We start from the raw sequence: 17333 nt of genomic DNA on the forward strand, positions 1-17333 counted from the left end.
GCCTGCGGGGCCGGCCGCCCGCCTTCAGCGCCGGGCCGGCAGCCCGCCCGGCGCGGGTGCGGCGGACGGTGAGGGCGGAGTGGCGGGCGAGGGGGACGGTGCCGCGGACGGCGAGGCGGGTGCGGAGGGGGTTCCGGAGGCGGCCGCGGTCGGCGAGGCGCCCGGCGAGCCCGACCCGGCGGCCCCCGGCTGCGGGGTGACCGCCGGGGGCGCCGGCACAGCAGTCACCGGGGCCCCCTGGGACCCGGCCATCAGCTGCTTGAACCGGCTGCTGGAGCGCGGGTTCTGCGCGCACTGCCAGAACCCGTGCGGGCAGTAGTCGGTGACCGTCTGGTAGCTGGTGTCATGGGTGCGGATCCACTCCACCATCCGCTGCACGAACTCCGGGTTGTCGCCGTTGCGGAACAGCCCCCACTCCGGGTACGAGACCGGCTTGCCGCGCTTGGCGGCGAACTCGACCTGGTCCTGCAGCCCGTACGGCTCGCGGACGTAGTCGTCGAAGGTGGCGCCGGCGGGCTGGTCGTAGCTGTCCATGCCGATGATGTCGACCACGTCGTCGCCGGGGTAGCACTTGGTCCACGGGATCGCGTCCAGCCCCCGGTTGGGGGTGAAGTCGAAGCGGAACCGCTGACCGGGCACCGAGCGCATCACGGAGACGATCCGCCGCCAGTACGCCTTCCAGGCGGTCGGGTCGGGCTTGCAGCGGTGGGTGTAGGTGGTGCCGTTCATCTCCCAGCCGAGGGTGAGCACGGTGTCCGCCCCGCCGAGCGCCACCAGCCGGCGGGCGAGCCGCAGGAAGTGCCGGTCGAAGTCCCCCCGGGCGCCCTGGGCGAGCAGCTTGGCCACCTCGCCGTCCGGCACGGCGGCCTCGCTGGGCACCAGCATCGGGACGCCGAGGATCAGCATCCGGGAGGGGTCGGCCAGCCGCCACTGCGACCACATGCCGAGCACCACCGGCTCGCCCTCGACGTCCGCCCAGCTGTTGCCGGCCAGATAGGTGTGGCCGACCTGCACGTTGGCGTTGTTCAGCCACTGCGCGTAGCGGCCCAGCTGGGGGATGTACTTGTCCCACGAGCCGACGAAGGCACCGAACGGGGCCTCGTGCTTCGGCCGCTGGACGACCGGCCGGGGGGCGGCGCCGCGGGGCTGGAACGCGTCCGAGGAGAGGGCGTGCCGTTCGGTCTGGCTGAGCGGGGTCCCGGTGGGGACGCTCGCGGTGGTCAGCATCAGCAGGGCGGCGGCAGCCAGCGTCAGGCGGCCGAGTCGCATGGTCTCTCCTCCGGCGTCACGGGGCGGGGACAGCGGGACGGACCGTGATACCCCGCTCGCAGACAGTAGGCCCCGCAGGCGTCGGAAAAGCCGAATGTCACCCTAAAGTGGGCGGTATTCGAACGCCGTCTGCCGCAACGTGCCGTGTATCACCTCTGTAACAGTCCGGACGGCCTTGGAGGCCGTACCGCGGCCGCCCGCCCGGAGCGCCTCCCGGGCGGCCGCGGGTCCGACGGCGCAGGTGGGCGGGCGGATCCGGCGAAGGGCGCGAATCGGCCGGCCGCGCCCGCGCCGCCCCGCCGTCCGGCCGGGTCCGGCTGACTCGTGACGGTGTCGAAAGGTACGCTCCGCCCGTGTCCTGGAAGCCGCTGCGTGTCCTCACCCCCCGATCGATCCTCCCTGCCCTGGCGGTCCTGCTGGTCCTTGTGGCGGGCGCGGCCGCGCATGCCAACAAGCCGGTGCCGTTCGGTGACCGGGTGGCCGGGCCGGGCGGCGCGGACGCCAGCCCGGTCAACTCGCAGTCGTTGGGCGCGGACGGTCTGGAGCTGAAGGTGGGCCCCGGCCTGGAGGCCCACAACCGGGACACCGGCGAGCCCGCCTGGTCCTACCGCCGGGAGGGCGCCACCGCGCTGTACCTGGCGATGGCGGGCGAGAACGCCGTGGTGGTCTGGGACGACGGCCTGGTCACCTCGGTGCGCCCCGGCGACCACGAGGTGCGCTGGCACCGCGCGGTACCCGGCCTAGCGGACTGGATGAGCGGCCAGGGCGAGCCGGGCGCCGAGAAGCGGACCGACGAGCAGCGCAGGCAGCTCCAGCGGGAGCGCGCCGCGGCGGCCCTGCACACCGTCCAGCAGTCCGCGCCCTGGGTGGCCGTGGTCACCCCCGAGCTGACCATGGGCTTCCGCGACGCCGACGGTGACCTCCGCTACAACTCCAAGCCGGCCGGCAACTGCGTCTACGACCCGACCCGCACGGTGGGCACCGACTTCGCGGTGCTCGTGCCCCGCAGCTGCGCCAACAGCACCGGCCAGCCGGTCTCCGGTGGCATCACCGGCTACCGGCTGGACAGCACCGGCTGGCAGCTGGCCGCCGGCCCGGGGGTGTCGCTGAAGGCCCTGGACGGCCGCCGGGTGCTGATCTCGGACGGTCCGATCGTCGGCCCCAAGGTGTTCGACACCCAGGCGGCGGCCCCCGAGGCGGCCTGCGGCAGCCCGGCCGAGCCCTTCGCCGCCGTCCGCCCGCAGGGCAGCTGTGACGCCGCGGAGGACGCCCCGCAGTCCTGAGACCGGTACCCCGGCGGTAAAAGCCTCCGGGCCCCGTCACGGGGCCCGGTAGACTTGCCGTCATGGCTGTTCTCTCCGGGCACTAGCGGACGAGCGGCGCCGCCCCCGGGCGGTCCGCCGGTCTGCCGACGTCGCCCCCTTCCGCTGCCCCGGCCCTGTGCCATGCCCAGGCGCCCGCCCACGTCCCAGGAGTAGTCCCAGCCATGATTTCCGCCAACGCCCTTGAGCTGCGCGCCGGCGCCCGCATCCTGATCGAGTCCGCGAGCTTCAAGGTCGCCCCGGGTGACCGGATCGGTCTGGTCGGGCGCAACGGCGCCGGGAAGACCACGCTCACCAAGGTGCTGGCCGGCGAGGGCCTGCCGGCCTCGGGCACGGTCACCCGCTCCGGTGAGGTCGGCTACCTCCCGCAGGACCCGCGCACCGGTGACCTCGACGTCCTCGCCAAGGACCGCATCCTCTCCGCCCGCGGCCTCGACAGCGTGCTGAAGAAGATGCGCGAGAACGAGGAGCGGATGGCGAACGGCAAGGGCGCCACCCGGGACAACGCGATGAAGAAGTACTCGCGCCTGGAGACGGAGTTCCTCACCAAGGGCGGGTACGCCGCCGAGGCCGAGGCCGCCACCATCGCCGCCGCGCTGGGCCTGCCGGACCGCATCCTCGAACAGCAGCTGCACACCCTCTCCGGTGGTCAGCGCCGCCGCGTCGAGCTGGCCCGGATCCTCTTCTCGGACTCCGACGTGCTGCTGCTCGACGAGCCCACCAACCACCTCGACGCCGACTCGATCGCCTGGCTGCGGGACTTCCTGAAGACCTACAAGGGCGGCTTCATCGTCATCTCGCACGATGTCGAGCTGGTCGAGACGGTCGTCAACAAGGTCTTCTACCTGGACGCCAACCGCTCCGCGATCGACGTCTACAACATGGGCTGGAAGCAGTACCAGCAGCAGCGCGAGGACGACGAGAAGCGCCGCAAGCGCGAGCGGGCCAACGCGGAGAAGAAGGCCGCGACCCTCAACGCGCAGGCCGACAAGATGCGTGCCAAGGCGACCAAGACGGTGGCCGCGCAGAACATGGCCCGCCGTGCGGAGAAGCTGCTGTCCGGCCTGGAGCAGGTCCGGCTGAACGACAAGGTCGCCAAGCTGCGCTTCCCGGACCCGGCGCCCTGCGGGAAGACCCCGCTGACTGCCGCCGACCTCTCCAAGTCCTACGGCTCGCTGGAGATCTTCACCGGCGTGGACCTGGCCATCGACCGCGGCTCGCGGGTCGTGGTGCTGGGCCTCAACGGCGCGGGCAAGACCACCCTGCTGCGGATGCTGGCCGGGGTGGAGAAGCCGGACACCGGTGAGGTGATCCCGGGCCACGGCCTGAAGATCGGCTACTACGCCCAGGAGCACGAGACCCTGGACCCGGAGCGCACGGTGCTGGAGAACATGCGCTCCTCGGCGCCCGACACCGACCTGGTCCAGATCCGCAAGATCCTCGGCTCCTTCCTGTTCTCCGGCGACGACGTCGACAAGCCGGCCGGGGTGCTCTCCGGTGGTGAGAAGACCAGGCTGGCGCTGGCCTCGCTGGTGGTCTCCAGCGCCAACGTGCTGCTGCTCGACGAGCCCACCAACAACCTCGACCCGGCCAGCCGCGAGGAGATCCTGGGCGCGCTGCGCGAGTTCAGCGGCGCGGTCGTGCTGGTGACCCACGACGAGGGCGCGGTCGACGCGCTCCAGCCGGAGCGGATCATCCTGCTGCCGGACGGCGTGGAGGACCTCTGGAGCCCGGCCTACAACGACCTGGTCTCGCTCGCCTGATCCGGCTCCCTTGATCCGGCCTGGCCTCCGCCCGGCCTCCGCCGGCCTGGAGTAGACGCCTCGTCCACTTTTCGGACCAGAAAGACTAGTACTTACGGCGTGTCCGGGAATGAAGAGGTCCGGGATTCCGTTTGAGAAGCTTCCGTCGGCCCGCCACTCGATCGTGGTCGGGCCGACGCTGCTGATCAGCTCTTTCGCGCCGAATGGCGGTATCGCTCCGGGGGCGTGCACTCTGCGTGAGCGCCCTTGTGCGCTCGGATCACCACCGACGGAACGCGCATTCCCGGCATCGACCTTGTCGAATGGGTGGCCAGGAGGCTGTGGATGGGTGATCATGGGAATCTGACCGAGCAACGCTACGAGGAGGCACGGGTGGCCGAGACTCTGAAAAAGGGCAGCCGGGTGACCGGTGCCGCGCGTGAGAAGCTCGCGGCCGATCTCAAGAAGAAGTACGACTCCGGGGCGAGCATTCGCGCTCTCGCGGAGGAGACCGGTCGCTCGTACGGCTTCGTGCACCGGATGCTGAGCGAGTCCGGAGTGATCCTCCGGGGCCGCGGCGGTGCCACGCGGGGCAAGAACAAAGCTACTGCTGGAGCCAGCTCCTGACGGTCCGTCAGTTCTTCGACGGATGACTCGGCGGCAGGGCGCGGGCCGGATGGACGACGTCGGTCGTCCGCCTCCGGTCGGAGCGAACCGGCCGCCGATCGTCATGCCCGCCGCCGTCCGTCCGGGCCCGGCCCGGACCTGTCCGAAACACTGGGCGCCGCTGCCCTGCCGCAGCGCGCCCAGTTTTGTTACTCTCCGGTAGCCAAGTCCCTCGCCACCGGAGGTCCCCGCATGACCGCCCCCGCCACCGACCCGCAGGCCCCGAGCTGGGAGCAGGACGGCGTCCGCCTGGAGATCGACGGCGAACTCGCCGTCGTCACCCTCTGTCAGCCCGAACGGCGCAACGCCCAGTCGCCCGCGATGTGGCGCGCGCTGGCCGCAGTCGGCCGGGAGCTGCCCGGCGCCGTCCGGGTGGTGCTGCTGCGCGCCGAGGGCCTCTCCTTCTCGGCCGGCCTGGACCGCGCGATGTTCACCCCCGAGGGGATCCCCGGCGAGGTCACCTTCCTCCAACTGGCCGCCGCCGAGGACAAGGACCTCGACGACACCATCGCGTACTACCAGGAGGCCTTCTCCTGGTGGCGCCGGCCCGACGTGGTCACGATCGCCGCCGTCCAGGGCCACGCCGTCGGCGCCGGCTTCCAGCTCGCCCTCGGCTGCGACCTGCGCGTGGTCGCCGACGACGCCCGGTTCGCCATGAAGGAGACCTCGCTCGGTCTCGTCCCCGACCTGGCCGGTACCAAGCCGCTCACCGAGCTCGTCGGCTACGCCCGGGCGCTGGAGATCTGCGCGACCGGCCGCTGGGTCGGCGCCGAGGAGGCCACCGCGATCGGGCTGGCCAACCTGGCCGTCCCCGGCACGGAGCTGGACGCCGCCGCCCGCGACCTCGCCGCCGCGCTGCTCGCCGCCCCGCGCAGCGCCGTCATCGAGACCAAGGCGCTGCTCCAGGGTGCGGGCGGACGCTCGTACGACGAGCAGCGTTCGGCCGAACGGGCGGCACAGGCTCGCCGCCTGCGCGATCTGGCCGGCATCGGCGACTGACCGCACGAGCACGCCGAAGGCCCGGCTCCGGGGGACCGCCCCCGGAGCTGGGCCTTCGGCGTCGCGGTTCCCCCGGTCGCCGCTCCGGGGGCGCGAATCGTGGCGAAATGACAGAGTTGGAGCGATTTGCGATATAGCTGGAGCCGTACGACGGGAGAACCACCCATGCCTGACACTCCGACGCCCGCCACCATGCACAAGAGCCCGTCCGCCGCGCCCGGACCGGTCGCCCCGGCGGCCGACACCGGCCGGGGGGTGACCGACCGCGGCCGTACCGCCCTGGCCGTCGGTGTGGTCGAGAAGATCGCCGGTATGGCCGCCCGCGAGGTCTCCGGCATCCACGCCCTCGGCTCCGGCCTGTCCCGGACCTTCGGCGCGATGCGCGACCGGGTGCCCGGCGGCAAGTCCGCCGTCGGGCGAGGGATCAAGGCCGAGGTGGGGGAGAAGCAGACCGCCATCGACATCGCCCTGGTCGTCGAGTACGGCGTGGTCATCCCCGAACTGGCCCGTCAGGTACGGGAGAACATCATCGACGCGGTGGAGCGGATGACCGGCCTGGAGGTCGTCGAGGTCAACATCGCGGTCAACGACGTCCATCTGCCCGACGAGCCGGACGTCGAGGAGGAGGAAGAGGAGAGCGTCCCCTCCGGACAGCGGCCCAAGTTGAAGTAGCCCCGTCGGGGGACAGCAGCAGTGGAAGACGAGGAGTAGCGGATGAACCTGGCCATTGTCGGCCTGGTGGTGGGTATGGCCCTCGGCTTCGCCGGCTATTTCGGCGGCTTCGCGGCGTTCCTGCTGGTGGCCGCGCTGGGCGTGGTCGGCTTCGTGGTCGGGCGCCTGCTGGAGGGCGACATCGAGATCGGTGATCTCGGCGACCTGCTGCGCGGCCGCGACCGGCGCCGCTGATGGCGTCCCCCGTCACCCCTGCCACCCCGGCCACCTCCACCACCGCGGTCACCCCCGCCGCCCGCCGCCGCGAGCCCGGCGTCCGCGGGCGGCTGCGGGTGGCCGACCGGGTCTACGCCCGGATCGCCGCCCGGGCCGCCCGTGAGGCGCTCGACGACGCGTGGCGCGGCCGGACGGAGCGGGGTGCGCCGCCGAAGGTCTCGGTCGCCGTGCCGGGCAGCACCGTCACCGTCCGGGTCTCCGTCGAGCTGCCGTTCCCCGCCGACCTCGCCGCGCTCGCCCGGGCCGTCCGGGAGCGGATCGCCGCGCAGGTCGGCGGTCTGACCGGGACGCGGGTCGGCGAGGTGGTGGTGGTCGTCGAACGACTGGTCACCGGGGGGCCGCGGTGACGACCGGGCCGACACCGGACGCCGTTGCGCCGGGTGCTCTCCCGCCGGGGTCGTCGCCGCCGGGTTCGGGTGGGTCGGGCGCTGTCCCGCCGGGGTCGTCGCCGCCGGGTTTGAGCGGGGCGAGTGCTCTCCCGCCGGAGGCCGGCGAGCCCGAGCCGGTCATGGTCAAGGTGCCCCGGCTGCGGGCCCCCCGCACGGTCGCCGCCGTAGTCGTCGCCACCGTCGTGCTGGTGGTCGGCGCCGCACTGCTCTACGACGTGATCGCCGTGCGCACCGGGCACGCCGCCCGCCGCTGGCGGGCCGAGGTCGCGGACGAACTGGCCACCCGCCACCTGGACGACCCCTGGGTGCTCGTCGGCGCCGGGGCGGCCGTCCTGCTCGGGGCCTGGCTGCTCTGGCTCGCCCTCGCCCCCGGGCTGCGCCGCTGGCTGCCGCTGCGCCCGCTCGGCGGGACCTCCGCCGCCATCGACCGCGCCGGCGTCGGCACCCTCCTGCACGACCGGGCGGCCGGACTGCCGGGCATCGAGCACCTCACCGTCCGGGTCAACCGCCGCCGGGTGAAGGCGGTGCTCACGGGCCCGGCCGACCCGGCCTCGGTGCAGCGGCAGCTGCGCGCGGAGCTCGGGAAGATCAGCCTGGCCCGGCCGCTGCGCCTCGACGTCCGGGCGAAGCGGGGCGGGGGCGGCGCGGGCGACGGCGCCGTGCCCGGGCCGCCGGACGGCACCGCGGCGGTCCCGGGCACGGCGGCGGCCGGCGGGGTCGGCGGGGTCGGCGGGGTCGGATGAGCGGGACACCGCCCGGAGCCGGGCGGCGGAGGACGGACACGCGGGTGAAGGTCGGACGAGGAGGGGTGGTGATGGTGCGGTGAGTCGGTCCACCGTCAACCGGGTGCTGCTGGGCGCCGCCGCCGTGCTGCTGCTGGCGGTCGGCCTGCTGGTGCTGGCCGGCGGGCTCGACCTCTACGCACGGCTGGGGGTGGACCCGCCGAGCCGGTGGCCGCTCACCTCGCCGGACCAGCCGGTGGTCAGCTCCAGCTCGCGGACCCGCTGGTCCGACGAGACGTGGTGGTGGCCGGCCGTGACCGCCGGGCTGGTCCTGGTCGTCCTCGGTACCGGCTGGTGGCTCTTCGCCCAGCTGCGCCGCAGCGGCCCGGCGACCGTCGTCCTCCCCACGCCGGGGGTGGGCGGACTGCGGCTGCGGCTGCGCACCCGGGCCCTGGAGGAGGCGCTGGAGACCGGGACGGTGGCCCTTCCGGAGGTCGAACGGGTCAGCGTCCGGCTGCTGCGGGGCTCCGGTCGGCAGCGGCTGCGGGCGGCCGTGCGGCTGACCCCGGGCGGTGATCCGGCGGAGCTGGTGGAGCACTTCGAGACCGGCCCGCGCGGTGACGCCCGCGCCAGCCTCGGCCTGGCCGAGCTGCCCGCCGAACTCCGGGTGCGGGTGCAGGCGGCGAAGCCGGCCGCCGCGCGCGGGCGCGGCGGCCGGCGTCGGCGTCCGCGGGTCGACTAACCGCCCGCGACCGGCTCCGGCGGGTGGCTCAGAGCCCGCGCAGGGCGCCGCCGTCGACCGGGATCATCACACCGGTCAGATAGGAGGCGGCGGGGGAGAGCGCGAAGGCGGCGACCTTCCCGAACTCCGCCGGGGTGCCGTAGCGGCGGAGCGGGATGCCTGCGCTGTTGCGGGCCCGGGCGGCGGCGGGGTCGCCGCCGAGGGCGTCCAGTTCGCGGACCCGGTCGGTGTCGATCCTGGCCGGGAGCAGGCCGACCACCCGGATCCCGCGCGGGCCCAGCTCGTCGGCGAGCGACTTGGCGGCCATCGCCAGGCCCGGCCGCAGCCCGTTGGAGATGCCCAGGCCGGGGATCGGCTCGCGGACCGAACCGGAGAGCACGAAGCCGATCACACCGCCCTCGCCGAGCGCCTCGGCCGCGGCCCGGGCCAGCCGCAGGGCGCCGAGGAAGACCGACTCGAAGGCGCCGCGCCAGGCCTCCTCGGGGGCGGCGCTCACCGGGCCGGGCGGCGGGCCGCCGACGCTGATCAGCACGCCGTCCAGTCGGCCGAAGCGCTCCACGGCCGCGCCGAGCAGCCGCCCGGCGGTCTCCGGGTCCGCGTTGTCGGCGACCAGGCCGTGCGCCGCGCCGCTGCCGCCGAGGGCGTCGAGTTCGGCCACCGCCGCGTCGACGGACTCCTTGTTCCGCCCGCTGACCAGCACCCGGGCGCCGTCGGCGGCGAGCTCGCGGGCGGCCGCCAGGCCGAGGCCCCGGGTGGCGCCGGTGACCACGTACACCGTGTCCTTCAGTCCAAGATCCATGGCTCCCATCCTGCCGGGTCGGGGGAGCGGCGGGGTAGGGGGCACGGCGGCCGCCGCGGCCCGGGGCGGCGGCGAGTTTCGGCCGACTGCGTCCGGGAGCTGGCCTTGACGCCCGCGTCAAGGTCTACCGTCGTACCCGACGGCGTTCGAACGGCGGTCGGAAGGAACGGGTGCGGTCATGCGGATCGGTGAGCTGGCGGAGCGGGCGGGGACGACCACCCGGGCGCTGCGGTACTACGAGCAGCTCGGGCTCTTACCCGCCCGACGGGCCGGCAACGGCTACCGCGCGTACGGCGAGGACGATCTGCGGCTGCTGAAGCAGATCCGCACGCTCCAGGACTTCGGTTTCGAACTGGAGGAGACCCGCCCGTTCGTCGAGTGCCTGCGGGCGGGCCACCCGGAGGGGGACTCCTGCCCGGCCTCGTTGGAGGTCTACCGGCGCAAGCTGGCCGAGCTGGACGAGTGCATCACCCGGCTCCAGGAGGTCCGTACGCAGGTGGCCGAGCAGTTCGCCCGGGCCGAGCAGGCCCGTGACGAGCTGGCGGCCGAGGCCGCCTGGCAGACGCCGCAGTGTGAGTTGGCAGTCGAGTGGGAGGAGCGGTAGATGGGGAAGATCGCTGGAGTGCCGGAGGTCACGGACGACACGTTCGCGACCGAGGTGCTGGGGGCCGAAGGGCCGGTCCTGGTGGAGTTCACGGCGGACTGGTGCCCGCCGTGCCGCCAGATGGTGCCGGTGCTGGCCGACATCGCGAAGGAGCAGGCGCACCGGCTCACGGTGGTCACCGTGGACGTGGACCACAATCCGCAGACCCAGGCCGCGTACGGGGTCCTGTCCATGCCGACACTGATGGTCTTCCGGGGCGGTGAGCCGGTGAAGTCCATGGTCGGCGCCCGGGCCAAGGTGCGGCTGCTGCGCGAACTGGAGGACGTGCTGTAGCTCGCGGGCTACGCCGGCACGCTCTCCTGCTCCACCTCGGCCTCGGCGGCCTCCTTGGCGCGGTCCTTGGCCTCGCGGCGCACCATCACCCAGAAGCCGACCGGGATCATCGCCGTGAACAGCCACCACTGGACCGCGTACGCCATGTGCGGGCCGATGTCGGAGTGGTTGGGCTCGGGCAGCAGCTCGGGCTGGTCGGCCGGGGCCGGGGTGGTGGCGGTGAGCTCCAGGTAGCCGCCGAGCAGGGTGGCGCCGGTCTCGCCGGCCTGCTGCTCGGTGCTGATCAGGTTGAACTGCCGGTCCGGCAGGCCGGCCCGATCCCGGATGCCGCTGCCGGCCGCGGTCTCGTCGGCGCGCAGGCGGCCGGTGAGGGTGACCTCCCCGGCCGGCGCGGCCGGCACCTGCGGGTACTCGGTGGCGGAGCCGCCGGACGCCACCCAGCCGCGGTTGACCAGGACGCTGCCCTTGCCGTCGGAGAGCCGGAGCGGGGTGACGACGAAGTAGCCGATCTTGTCCCCGCCGGAACCGGTCCGCTTGCGGACCACGAACTCGTGCGCCGGGTCGTACTCCCCGGTCGCCGTCACCGTCCGCCAGGTCAGGTCCTTGGGGACGGTGAAGCCGGGCGAGCCCGACAGCGTGTCGAACGGGACCGGCCGGTCGGTGAGTGCCTGGGCGATGAGCTCGTTGCGGGCCACGCGTGCCTCGTGGCGGTGCAGCTGCCAGAACCCCAGCCGGATGGTGGTGGGGATCAGCAGCAGGGCGATCAGCAGCGTGATCACCCAGCGCCGCGAGAGCAGAAAACGGTACACACGGGCACGGTACGCCCACCTCACAACCGGATCACGCACCGGGGTGCGGGGCGACCTCGCGCAGCAGATGCAGGAAGGCGTCCTCGCCGAGGACCGGCGTGCCGACCTCGCGGGCCTTGCGGGCCTTGCCGCTCCAGCCCCCCGGCTCGTTGGTGACCAGCAGGCTGGTGAGCCGGCTCACCGAGGAGGCGATGTGCAGGCCGGCCTCCACCGCGCGGTCCTCCAGCACCTCGCGGTCGGTCGCGGTGTCGCCGGTGAACGCCACCCGCATGCCCTGCACCAGCGGCTTGCCGTCCTCCCAGCGTCCCGGGTTCGGGTAGGGGCACGGCGGGCGCTTCCTGGCCTGCCGGTAGGAGGCGCCGGTCCAGGAGCCGCGGGCGGGGGAGGCGGGCTCCTCCGCGCCGAGGTCGGTGACGGCCACACAGGTCTGCAGCGGCAGTGGGACGCCCCCCGAGCGGGCCAGGTGCAGGCTGGGCCGGAACGCCTCGGCCAGCACCCGGGCGTCGTCGAGGGCGTTGTGCGCCTGGCGCTGGCGGACGCCGAAGTACGCCGCGAGCGAGGCCAGCTTGCCGTTGGGCAGCGGCAGCCGCAGGTCGCGGGAGAGGACCATGGTGCAGAGCCGCTGGTCCACCGGGGCGCGCAGGCCGGCCCGGGAGAACTCGCGGGAGATCATGTTCCAGTCGAAGAGCGCGTTGTGGGCGACCATCACCCGGCCGCGCAGCCGCTCGGCGAACTCGTCGGCGATCTCCGGGAAGGTGGGCGCGCCCGCCAGCACGTCGTCGGTGAGGCCGTGGATCCAGACCGGGCCGGGATCGCGGCCGGGGTTGACCAGCGTGTACCAGCGGTCGGTGACCTCCCCGTCGGCGTCCAGCTGGTAGAGGCCGGCCGAGATGACGCGGTCCGAGCGGCCGAGCCCGGTGGTCTCGACGTCGACCACCGCGAAGCCCTCGTCGGGGGCGGCGGAGCGCTGGGCGGGGACGGGGACGGTCCGCGGCGCGCCGTTCGTCTCGGGCTGGATCGCATGCATGGTCAAACAGAATAAGCGCCGTCGCGACCGGGCTCGGCCGAAATGTTCGTACCGGTCGGCCGGAATAGAGTGGGACGCGTATTCGTCGTACACCCAGTCGAATATCCCCCGGCCGCACCACACCCCCACGCGGCCGTCTCTGCGAAGGACGAATCCCCCATGCGCGCCACCGTGATCCACGGCCCGAACGACATCCGGATCGAGGAGGTGCCGGACCCGGTGATCCAACGCCCGACCGATGCCGTGGTGCGCGTGGTGAACGCCTGTATCTGCGGCAGCGACCTCTGGGCCTACCGGGGCGTGGCGGCGCGGACGGCCGGGCAGCGGATCGGGCACGAGTTCCTCGGCGTGGTCGAGGAGGTCGGCACCGAGGTCCGCGACGTGCGTCCGGGCGACTTCGTGGTCGCCCCGTTCGTCTGGTCGGACGGCACGTGTGACTTCTGTCGCGAGGGCCTGCAGACCTCCTGCCCGCACGGCGGCTTCTGGGGCGAGGTCGGCTCGGACGGCGGCCAGGGCGAGGCCGTGCGCGTGCCGTTCGCCGACGGCACCCTGGTGCGGCTGCCCGGCGAGGCGGCGGGCGACGAGAAGCTGCTGCCGAACCTGCTCGCCCTCTCCGACGTGATGGCCACCGGCCACCACGCGGCCGTCACGGCGGGCGTGCGCGCCGGTGCCACCGTCGCGGTGGTCGGCGACGGCGCGGTCGGCCTGTGCGGCGTCCTGGCGGCGCACCGGCTCGGCGCGGGCCGGATCATCGCGCTCGGCCGGCACACCGCCCGTACCGACCTGGCCCGGCGCTTCGGCGCGACGGACGTGGTCGCCGAGCGCGGCGAGGCGGCGATCGAGGCGGTCAAGGAGCTGACCGGGGGACAGGGCGCGCACGCCGTGCTGGAGGCCGTCGGTACCGAGGAGTCGATGCGGACCGCGATCTCGATCGCCCGGGACGGCGGCGCGGTCGGGTACGTGGGCGTTCCGCACGGCGGTAGCGCCGGCGTGGACATCGGCCAGATGTTCGGCCGAAACGTTTCGCTCAGGGGCGGAGTCGCGCCGGCCCGCGCGTACATCCCCGAGCTGCTGCCGGACGTCCTCTCCGGCGCCATCGAGCCCGGCCTGGTCTTCGACCGCACCGTCGACCTGGACGGTGTCCCGGACGGCTACCGGGCGATGGACGACCGCTCCGCGCTGAAGGTACGGATCGCTTTCTGACGCATCGTCACCACAGGCTCCACGAAGGGCGGCACCGCACATCGGTGCCGCCCTTCCCGTAGTCGGGAAGTGATGGTTTTCGGCCAATTGACTAGCGCGAGCGGGTGAACGGATGGCTGGTCACGGACAACCCCTTTCGGAGCGGGCACGACCCTCCTAGCATTGCGCGGCGCGCATCCGGACTGTGACGCCCCTCACGTCCGATCGTTCCACTGGTGCGACCACTACGCCGAAGGAGTGAGGAGACAGCGTGGAATCGCCGCCGATCACCACTGCCCCTACCGAAGTCCAACTCATTGAAGAGGGCGAGGAGTTCCGCACCCTTCGAAGCTCGTTCCGGAGCTTCGCCTTCCCGGTCACCATCGGCTTCGTCCTCTGGTACCTGCTCTACGTCCTGCTCTCCAGCTACGCCCCCGGCCTCATGGGCACCAAGGTGGCCGGGCACATCAACGTCGCCCTGGTGCTGGGGCTGCTGCAGTTCGTCACCACCTTCGCCATCGCGGCCTGGTACGCGCGCTACGCGGACCGGCGGCTCGACCCGCCCGCCGCCGCGATCCGCGAAGCCCAGGGCGCCGTGGTCCACGCTCCCCGGGAGGCCGCCGAATGACCCTGCTCGCCAGCTCCGCCACCGAGCACCGCGGTCTGACGATGACCCTGTTCGGGTTCTTCGTCCTGGCCACCCTCGGCATCACCGTCTGGGCCGGACGGCAGACCAAGGGCGCCGCCGACTTCTACGCCGGCGGCCGGAGCTTCACCGGGTTCCAGAACGGCCTGGCCATCTCCGGTGACTACATGTCCGCCGCGTCCTTCCTCGGCATCGCCGGCGCCATCGCGCTCTCCGGCTACGACGGCTTCCTCTACTCGATCGGCTTCCTGGTCGCCTGGCTGGTCGCCCTGCTGCTGGTCGCCGAACCGCTGCGCAACTCCGGCCGCTACACCATGGCCGACGTCCTGGCCTTCCGGATGAAGCAGCGCCCCGTCCGGACCGCCGCGGGCATCTCCACCATCGTGGTGTCGATCTTCTACCTGCTCGCCCAGATGGTCGGCGCCGGCACGCTGGTCGCCCTGCTGCTCGGCGTCAGCGGGGACAGCGCCAAGCGGCTGACCATCGTCGCGGTCGGCGCCCTGATGGTGATCTACGTGGTGATAGGGGGCATGAAGGGCACCACCTGGGTGCAGATCGTCAAGGCGGTGCTGCTGATCGCGGGCACCGCGCTGATGACCGTCCTGGTGCTGGCCAAGTACCACTTCAACCCCTCCGCGCTGCTCGGCGCCGCCGCCGACGCCAGCGGCAAGGGCGCCGCGTTCCTCGAACCGGGGCTGAAGTACGGGGTGAACGGGACGACCAAGCTCGACTTCCTCAGCCTCGGGATCGCGCTGGTGCTCGGCACCGCGGGCCTGCCGCACATCCTGGTCCGCTTCTACACCGTCCCCACCGCCAAGGCCGCCCGGAAGTCCGTGCTCTGGGCGATCGGCATCATCGGCGGCTTCTACCTGATGACCCTGGCGCTCGGCTTCGGCGCGGCCGCGCTGGTCGGCCCCAAGGCGATCAAGGCGGCCAACCCGGCCGGCAACACCGCCGCCCCGCAGCTCGCCGAGCAGCTCGGCGGCGGCCCGGGCACCACCGGTGGCGCGATCCTGCTCGCGGTGATCTCGGCGGTGGCCTTCGCCACCATCCTGGCCGTGGTGGCAGGCCTCACCCTGGCCTCCTCGGCCTCCTTCGCCCATGACCTCTACGCCAACGTCATCCGGCGCGGCAAGGCGTCCGAGAAGGAGGAGATCCTCTCGGCCAAGTGGGCCGCGGTCGCGATCGGCGCGGTCGCCATCGTGCTCAGCCTCTTCGCGGGGAAGCTCAACACCGCCGCCCTGGTCGCGCTGGCCTTCGCGGTGGCCGCCTCCGCCAACCTGCCCACGCTGCTGTACTCGCTGTTCTGGAAGCGCTTCACCACGACCGGCGCGGTCAGCTCGGTCTACGCCGGGCTGGTCAGCTCGGTGACGCTGGTGTTCTTCTCGCCGGTCGTCTCCGGCGGCAAGGCCTCGCTCTTCCCGGACGCCGACTTCCACTGGTTCCCGCTGGAGAACCCCGGACTGGTCTCCATCCCGATCGGCTTCCTGGCCGGCTGGATCGGCACCCTGCTCTCCAAGGAGAAGGCCGACCCGGCGAAGTACGCTGAACTGGAGGTCCGCTCGCTGACCGGGCTGGGCGCCCACTGACGGGCGGGTGGTGACTAAGCTGGCCCGGCCCCGCGGGAGCGGGGACCGGGCCGGCCGCACTCCCGGCCGCACACTCACGGGAAGGGACCGCCGTGCTGCTCGACACTTTCGGCCGGCAGGCCGTCGACCTGCGGGTCTCCCTCACCGACCGGTGCAACCTGCGCTGCACCTACTGCATGCCCGAGGAGGGTCTGCAGTGGCTGGCCAAGCCCGACCTGCTCACCGACGAGGAGATCGTCCGGCTGGTCGGCCTCGCCGTGCGCGAGCTCGGCGTCCGGGAGGTCCGGTTCACCGGGGGTGAGCCGCTGCTGCGCCCGGGGCTGGTCGGCATCGTCGCCGCCTGCTCCGCGCTCGAACCCCGCCCCGAGCTCTCGCTGACCACCAACGGCATCGGCCTCGCCCGGACCGCCGGGGCGCTGCGCGCCGCCGGGCTGGACCGGGTCAACGTCTCGCTCGACACCCTCGACCCGGACACCTTCCACACCCTCACCCGTCGCCGCCGCCACCAGGACGTGCTGGACGGGCTGAGCGCCGCCGTCGCCGCCGGGCTGACGCCGGTCAAGCTGAACGCCGTCCTGATGCGCGGGGTCAACGACCACGAGGCGCCCGAGCTGCTCGCCCGGTGCCTGGCGGAGGGCTACGAGCTGCGGTTCATCGAGCAGATGCCGCTGGACGCCCAGCACGGCTGGGACCGCTCGTCGATGGTGACCGCCGGGGAGATCCTGGAACGGCTCGCCACCCGGTTCACGCTGACCCCCGAGCCCTCGGACCGCCGCGGCGCGGCTCCGGCCGAGCGCTGGCTGGTGGACGGCGGCCCGGGCCGGGTCGGCGTGATCGCCTCGGTCACCCGGCCGTTCTGCCGCGCCTGCGACCGCACCCGGCTGACCGCCGACGGCCAGGTCCGCAACTGCCTGTTCGCGACCGGCGAGACGGACCTGCGGACGGCGCTGCGGTCGGGCGCCGGGGACGACGAGATCGCCGAGCTCTGGCGTGCGGCGATGTGGGGCAAGAAGGCCGGGGCCGGGATCGACGCCCCGGAGTTCCTGCAGCCCGAGCGGCCGATGTCCGCGATCGGCGGCTGACCGGCTCCGTACCGCCGGGCCCTGTCGCCGGGCCCTGTCGCCGGACGCTACGCGGACGGCTCGGCGGGGCCCGGCGCGTCCGGCGCGGTCCAGTCGGCGAGGGCGACGACCTCCTTGAGGAAGCCGCGCACGCCGAGGAACTGCGAGAGGTGCTCGCGGTGCTCCCCGCAGGCCGCCCAGGTCTTGCGGCGGTCGGGGGTGTGCAGCTTCGGGTTGTTCCAGACCAGCACCCACCGGGCGTCCGCCCGGCAGCCCTTGGCCGAGCAGACCGGTGCCTGCGTCTGCGGGGAGCCCGGGGATTCCATGGTGCCGTCCTCAGCGATAGCGGGTCGTCTGCACCGCCAGTCTTTCACGCTCCCGGACGGCGACGGCGCGTCCGGGCATGGCGACGCCGGGCAGCCACGGGGGGAGCCGCCCGGCGTCGGTCCGTCGCTCCGACGGGGGATGCGGAGCGCGTACGCAG

General features: G+C 73.3%; 20 protein-coding genes. 15 read left to right on the plus strand and 5 right to left on the minus strand.

Annotated features, from left to right (window positions below; all coding sequences use genetic code 11):
* Positions 1–24: 24 nt before the first annotated feature.
* Positions 25–1269 carry a glycosyl hydrolase gene (locus ABZ495_RS05765; protein ID WP_359834584.1) on the minus strand — a complete coding sequence of 415 codons (1245 nt, stop codon included), beginning with the start codon at positions 1267–1269 and terminating at the stop codon, positions 25–27.
* A 353-nt stretch (positions 1270–1622) separates the two neighbouring features.
* On the opposite strand from ABZ495_RS05765, the gene ABZ495_RS05770 reads away from it, so the two are divergent.
* The 9 genes from ABZ495_RS05770 (at position 1623) to ABZ495_RS05810 (ending at position 8799) form a co-directional block, all read left to right on the plus strand.
* On the plus strand, positions 1623–2552 hold the full coding sequence (locus tag ABZ495_RS05770) for a hypothetical protein (protein WP_359804355.1): 930 nt from the start codon (positions 1623–1625) through the stop codon (positions 2550–2552).
* A gap of 203 nt (positions 2553–2755) precedes the next feature.
* Positions 2756–4354 (plus strand): ABC-F family ATP-binding cassette domain-containing protein, encoded by a 1599-nt coding sequence (locus tag ABZ495_RS05775; RefSeq protein WP_329490117.1) that lies wholly within the window; start codon positions 2756–2758, stop codon positions 4352–4354.
* Positions 4355–4726: 372 nt separating this feature from the next.
* A complete protein-coding gene (locus tag ABZ495_RS05780) occupies positions 4727–4960 on the plus strand; it encodes a helix-turn-helix domain-containing protein (protein WP_049658450.1) in 234 nt (77 codons plus the stop codon).
* Positions 4961–5191: 231 nt separating this feature from the next.
* Positions 5192–5998: an enoyl-CoA hydratase/isomerase family protein gene (locus tag ABZ495_RS05785; protein WP_359834586.1), complete on the plus strand. Its 807-nt coding sequence runs from the start codon at positions 5192–5194 to the stop codon at positions 5996–5998.
* A 165-nt stretch (positions 5999–6163) separates the two neighbouring features.
* A complete protein-coding gene (locus ABZ495_RS05790; RefSeq protein WP_359834588.1) occupies positions 6164–6670 on the plus strand; it encodes an Asp23/Gls24 family envelope stress response protein in 507 nt (168 codons plus the stop codon).
* Between the two features lie 42 nt (positions 6671–6712).
* Entirely contained in the window at positions 6713–6904 is a 192-nt protein-coding gene (locus ABZ495_RS05795; protein ID WP_329490120.1) for a hypothetical protein, read from the plus strand.
* Complete coding sequence (locus ABZ495_RS05800) at positions 6904–7293, plus strand: hypothetical protein (protein WP_359834590.1); 390 nt, start codon at positions 6904–6906, stop codon at positions 7291–7293. Before ABZ495_RS05795 ends, ABZ495_RS05800 begins: the two co-directional genes overlap by 1 nt.
* A gap of 161 nt (positions 7294–7454) precedes the next feature.
* The gene (locus tag ABZ495_RS05805; RefSeq protein ID WP_359834592.1) at positions 7455–8078 is read left to right on the plus strand and encodes a DUF6286 domain-containing protein; all 624 of its coding nucleotides are present in this window, start codon (positions 7455–7457) and stop codon (positions 8076–8078) included.
* A 79-nt stretch (positions 8079–8157) separates the two neighbouring features.
* Positions 8158–8799, plus strand: a complete 642-nt coding sequence (locus tag ABZ495_RS05810; protein ID WP_329490123.1) for an alkaline shock response membrane anchor protein AmaP — start codon at positions 8158–8160, stop codon at positions 8797–8799.
* A gap of 28 nt (positions 8800–8827) precedes the next feature.
* Here the strand turns inward: ABZ495_RS05810 and ABZ495_RS05815 are convergent, their stop codons facing one another.
* Complete coding sequence (locus ABZ495_RS05815) at positions 8828–9598, minus strand: SDR family oxidoreductase (protein WP_329490124.1); 771 nt, start codon at positions 9596–9598, stop codon at positions 8828–8830.
* A gap of 178 nt (positions 9599–9776) precedes the next feature.
* Here ABZ495_RS05815 and ABZ495_RS05820 point away from each other — a divergent pair, with 178 nt between their 5' ends.
* Positions 9777–10202, plus strand: a complete 426-nt coding sequence (locus tag ABZ495_RS05820; protein ID WP_329490125.1) for a MerR family transcriptional regulator — start codon at positions 9777–9779, stop codon at positions 10200–10202.
* Positions 10203–10535 carry a thioredoxin domain-containing protein gene (locus ABZ495_RS05825; RefSeq protein ID WP_329490126.1) on the plus strand — a complete coding sequence of 111 codons (333 nt, stop codon included), beginning with the start codon at positions 10203–10205 and terminating at the stop codon, positions 10533–10535.
* 8 nt (positions 10536–10543) lie between these two features.
* On the opposite strand, the gene ABZ495_RS05830 is transcribed toward ABZ495_RS05825, so the two are convergent.
* Positions 10544–11344 carry an SURF1 family protein gene (locus ABZ495_RS05830; protein WP_329490127.1) on the minus strand — a complete coding sequence of 267 codons (801 nt, stop codon included), beginning with the start codon at positions 11342–11344 and terminating at the stop codon, positions 10544–10546.
* A 31-nt stretch (positions 11345–11375) separates the two neighbouring features.
* On the minus strand, positions 11376–12371 hold the full coding sequence (locus tag ABZ495_RS05835; RefSeq protein ID WP_359834593.1) for a DEDDh family exonuclease: 996 nt from the start codon (positions 12369–12371) through the stop codon (positions 11376–11378).
* A gap of 159 nt (positions 12372–12530) precedes the next feature.
* Between ABZ495_RS05835 and ABZ495_RS05840 the strand changes: the two genes are divergently transcribed.
* From ABZ495_RS05840 to moaA, 4 genes are all read left to right on the plus strand, one after another.
* Positions 12531–13574 carry a zinc-dependent alcohol dehydrogenase family protein gene (locus tag ABZ495_RS05840; protein ID WP_329490129.1) on the plus strand — a complete coding sequence of 348 codons (1044 nt, stop codon included), beginning with the start codon at positions 12531–12533 and terminating at the stop codon, positions 13572–13574.
* A 250-nt stretch (positions 13575–13824) separates the two neighbouring features.
* A complete protein-coding gene (locus ABZ495_RS05845; protein WP_329490130.1) occupies positions 13825–14181 on the plus strand; it encodes a DUF485 domain-containing protein in 357 nt (118 codons plus the stop codon).
* Positions 14178–15788, plus strand: a complete 1611-nt coding sequence (locus ABZ495_RS05850) for a cation acetate symporter (RefSeq protein ID WP_359834595.1) — start codon at positions 14178–14180, stop codon at positions 15786–15788. The genes ABZ495_RS05845 and ABZ495_RS05850 overlap by 4 nt, the downstream gene beginning before the upstream one ends.
* 92 nt (positions 15789–15880) lie before the next feature.
* Positions 15881–16870, plus strand: a complete 990-nt coding sequence (gene moaA / locus ABZ495_RS05855) for a GTP 3',8-cyclase MoaA (RefSeq protein WP_329490132.1) — start codon at positions 15881–15883, stop codon at positions 16868–16870.
* A 47-nt stretch (positions 16871–16917) separates the two neighbouring features.
* Here moaA and ABZ495_RS05860 read toward each other — a convergent pair whose 3' ends face one another.
* Complete coding sequence (locus tag ABZ495_RS05860; RefSeq protein WP_329490133.1) at positions 16918–17175, minus strand: hypothetical protein; 258 nt, start codon at positions 17173–17175, stop codon at positions 16918–16920.
* Positions 17176–17333: the final 158 nt, after the last annotated feature.

The organism is Kitasatospora sp. NPDC005748, from assembly GCF_040630735.1.
Taxonomy (GTDB): Bacteria; Actinomycetota; Actinomycetes; order Streptomycetales; family Streptomycetaceae; genus Kitasatospora.

Excerpts from the sequence above, each read along its gene's own strand:
- ABZ495_RS05765 (WP_359834584.1), bottom strand. The coding sequence starts at position 1,269 with ATGCGACTCGGCCGCCTGACGCTGGCTGCCGCCGCCCTGCTGATGCTG.
- ABZ495_RS05775 (WP_329490117.1), top strand. The coding sequence starts at position 2,756 with ATGATTTCCGCCAACGCCCTTGAGCTGCGCGCCGGCGCCCGCATCCTG.
- ABZ495_RS05785 (WP_359834586.1), top strand. The coding sequence starts at position 5,192 with ATGACCGCCCCCGCCACCGACCCGCAGGCCCCGAGCTGGGAGCAGGAC.
- ABZ495_RS05790 (WP_359834588.1), top strand. The coding sequence starts at position 6,164 with ATGCCTGACACTCCGACGCCCGCCACCATGCACAAGAGCCCGTCCGCC.
- ABZ495_RS05795 (WP_329490120.1), top strand. The coding sequence starts at position 6,713 with ATGAACCTGGCCATTGTCGGCCTGGTGGTGGGTATGGCCCTCGGCTTC.
- ABZ495_RS05800 (WP_359834590.1), top strand. The coding sequence starts at position 6,904 with ATGGCGTCCCCCGTCACCCCTGCCACCCCGGCCACCTCCACCACCGCG.
- ABZ495_RS05805 (WP_359834592.1), top strand. The coding sequence starts at position 7,455 with ATGGTCAAGGTGCCCCGGCTGCGGGCCCCCCGCACGGTCGCCGCCGTA.
- ABZ495_RS05815 (WP_329490124.1), bottom strand. The coding sequence starts at position 9,598 with ATGGATCTTGGACTGAAGGACACGGTGTACGTGGTCACCGGCGCCACC.
- ABZ495_RS05820 (WP_329490125.1), top strand. The coding sequence starts at position 9,777 with ATGCGGATCGGTGAGCTGGCGGAGCGGGCGGGGACGACCACCCGGGCG.
- ABZ495_RS05825 (WP_329490126.1), top strand. The coding sequence starts at position 10,203 with ATGGGGAAGATCGCTGGAGTGCCGGAGGTCACGGACGACACGTTCGCG.
- ABZ495_RS05835 (WP_359834593.1), bottom strand. The coding sequence starts at position 12,371 with ATGCATGCGATCCAGCCCGAGACGAACGGCGCGCCGCGGACCGTCCCC.
- ABZ495_RS05840 (WP_329490129.1), top strand. The coding sequence starts at position 12,531 with ATGCGCGCCACCGTGATCCACGGCCCGAACGACATCCGGATCGAGGAG.
- ABZ495_RS05850 (WP_359834595.1), top strand. The coding sequence starts at position 14,178 with ATGACCCTGCTCGCCAGCTCCGCCACCGAGCACCGCGGTCTGACGATG.
- ABZ495_RS05860 (WP_329490133.1), bottom strand. The coding sequence starts at position 17,175 with ATGGAATCCCCGGGCTCCCCGCAGACGCAGGCACCGGTCTGCTCGGCC.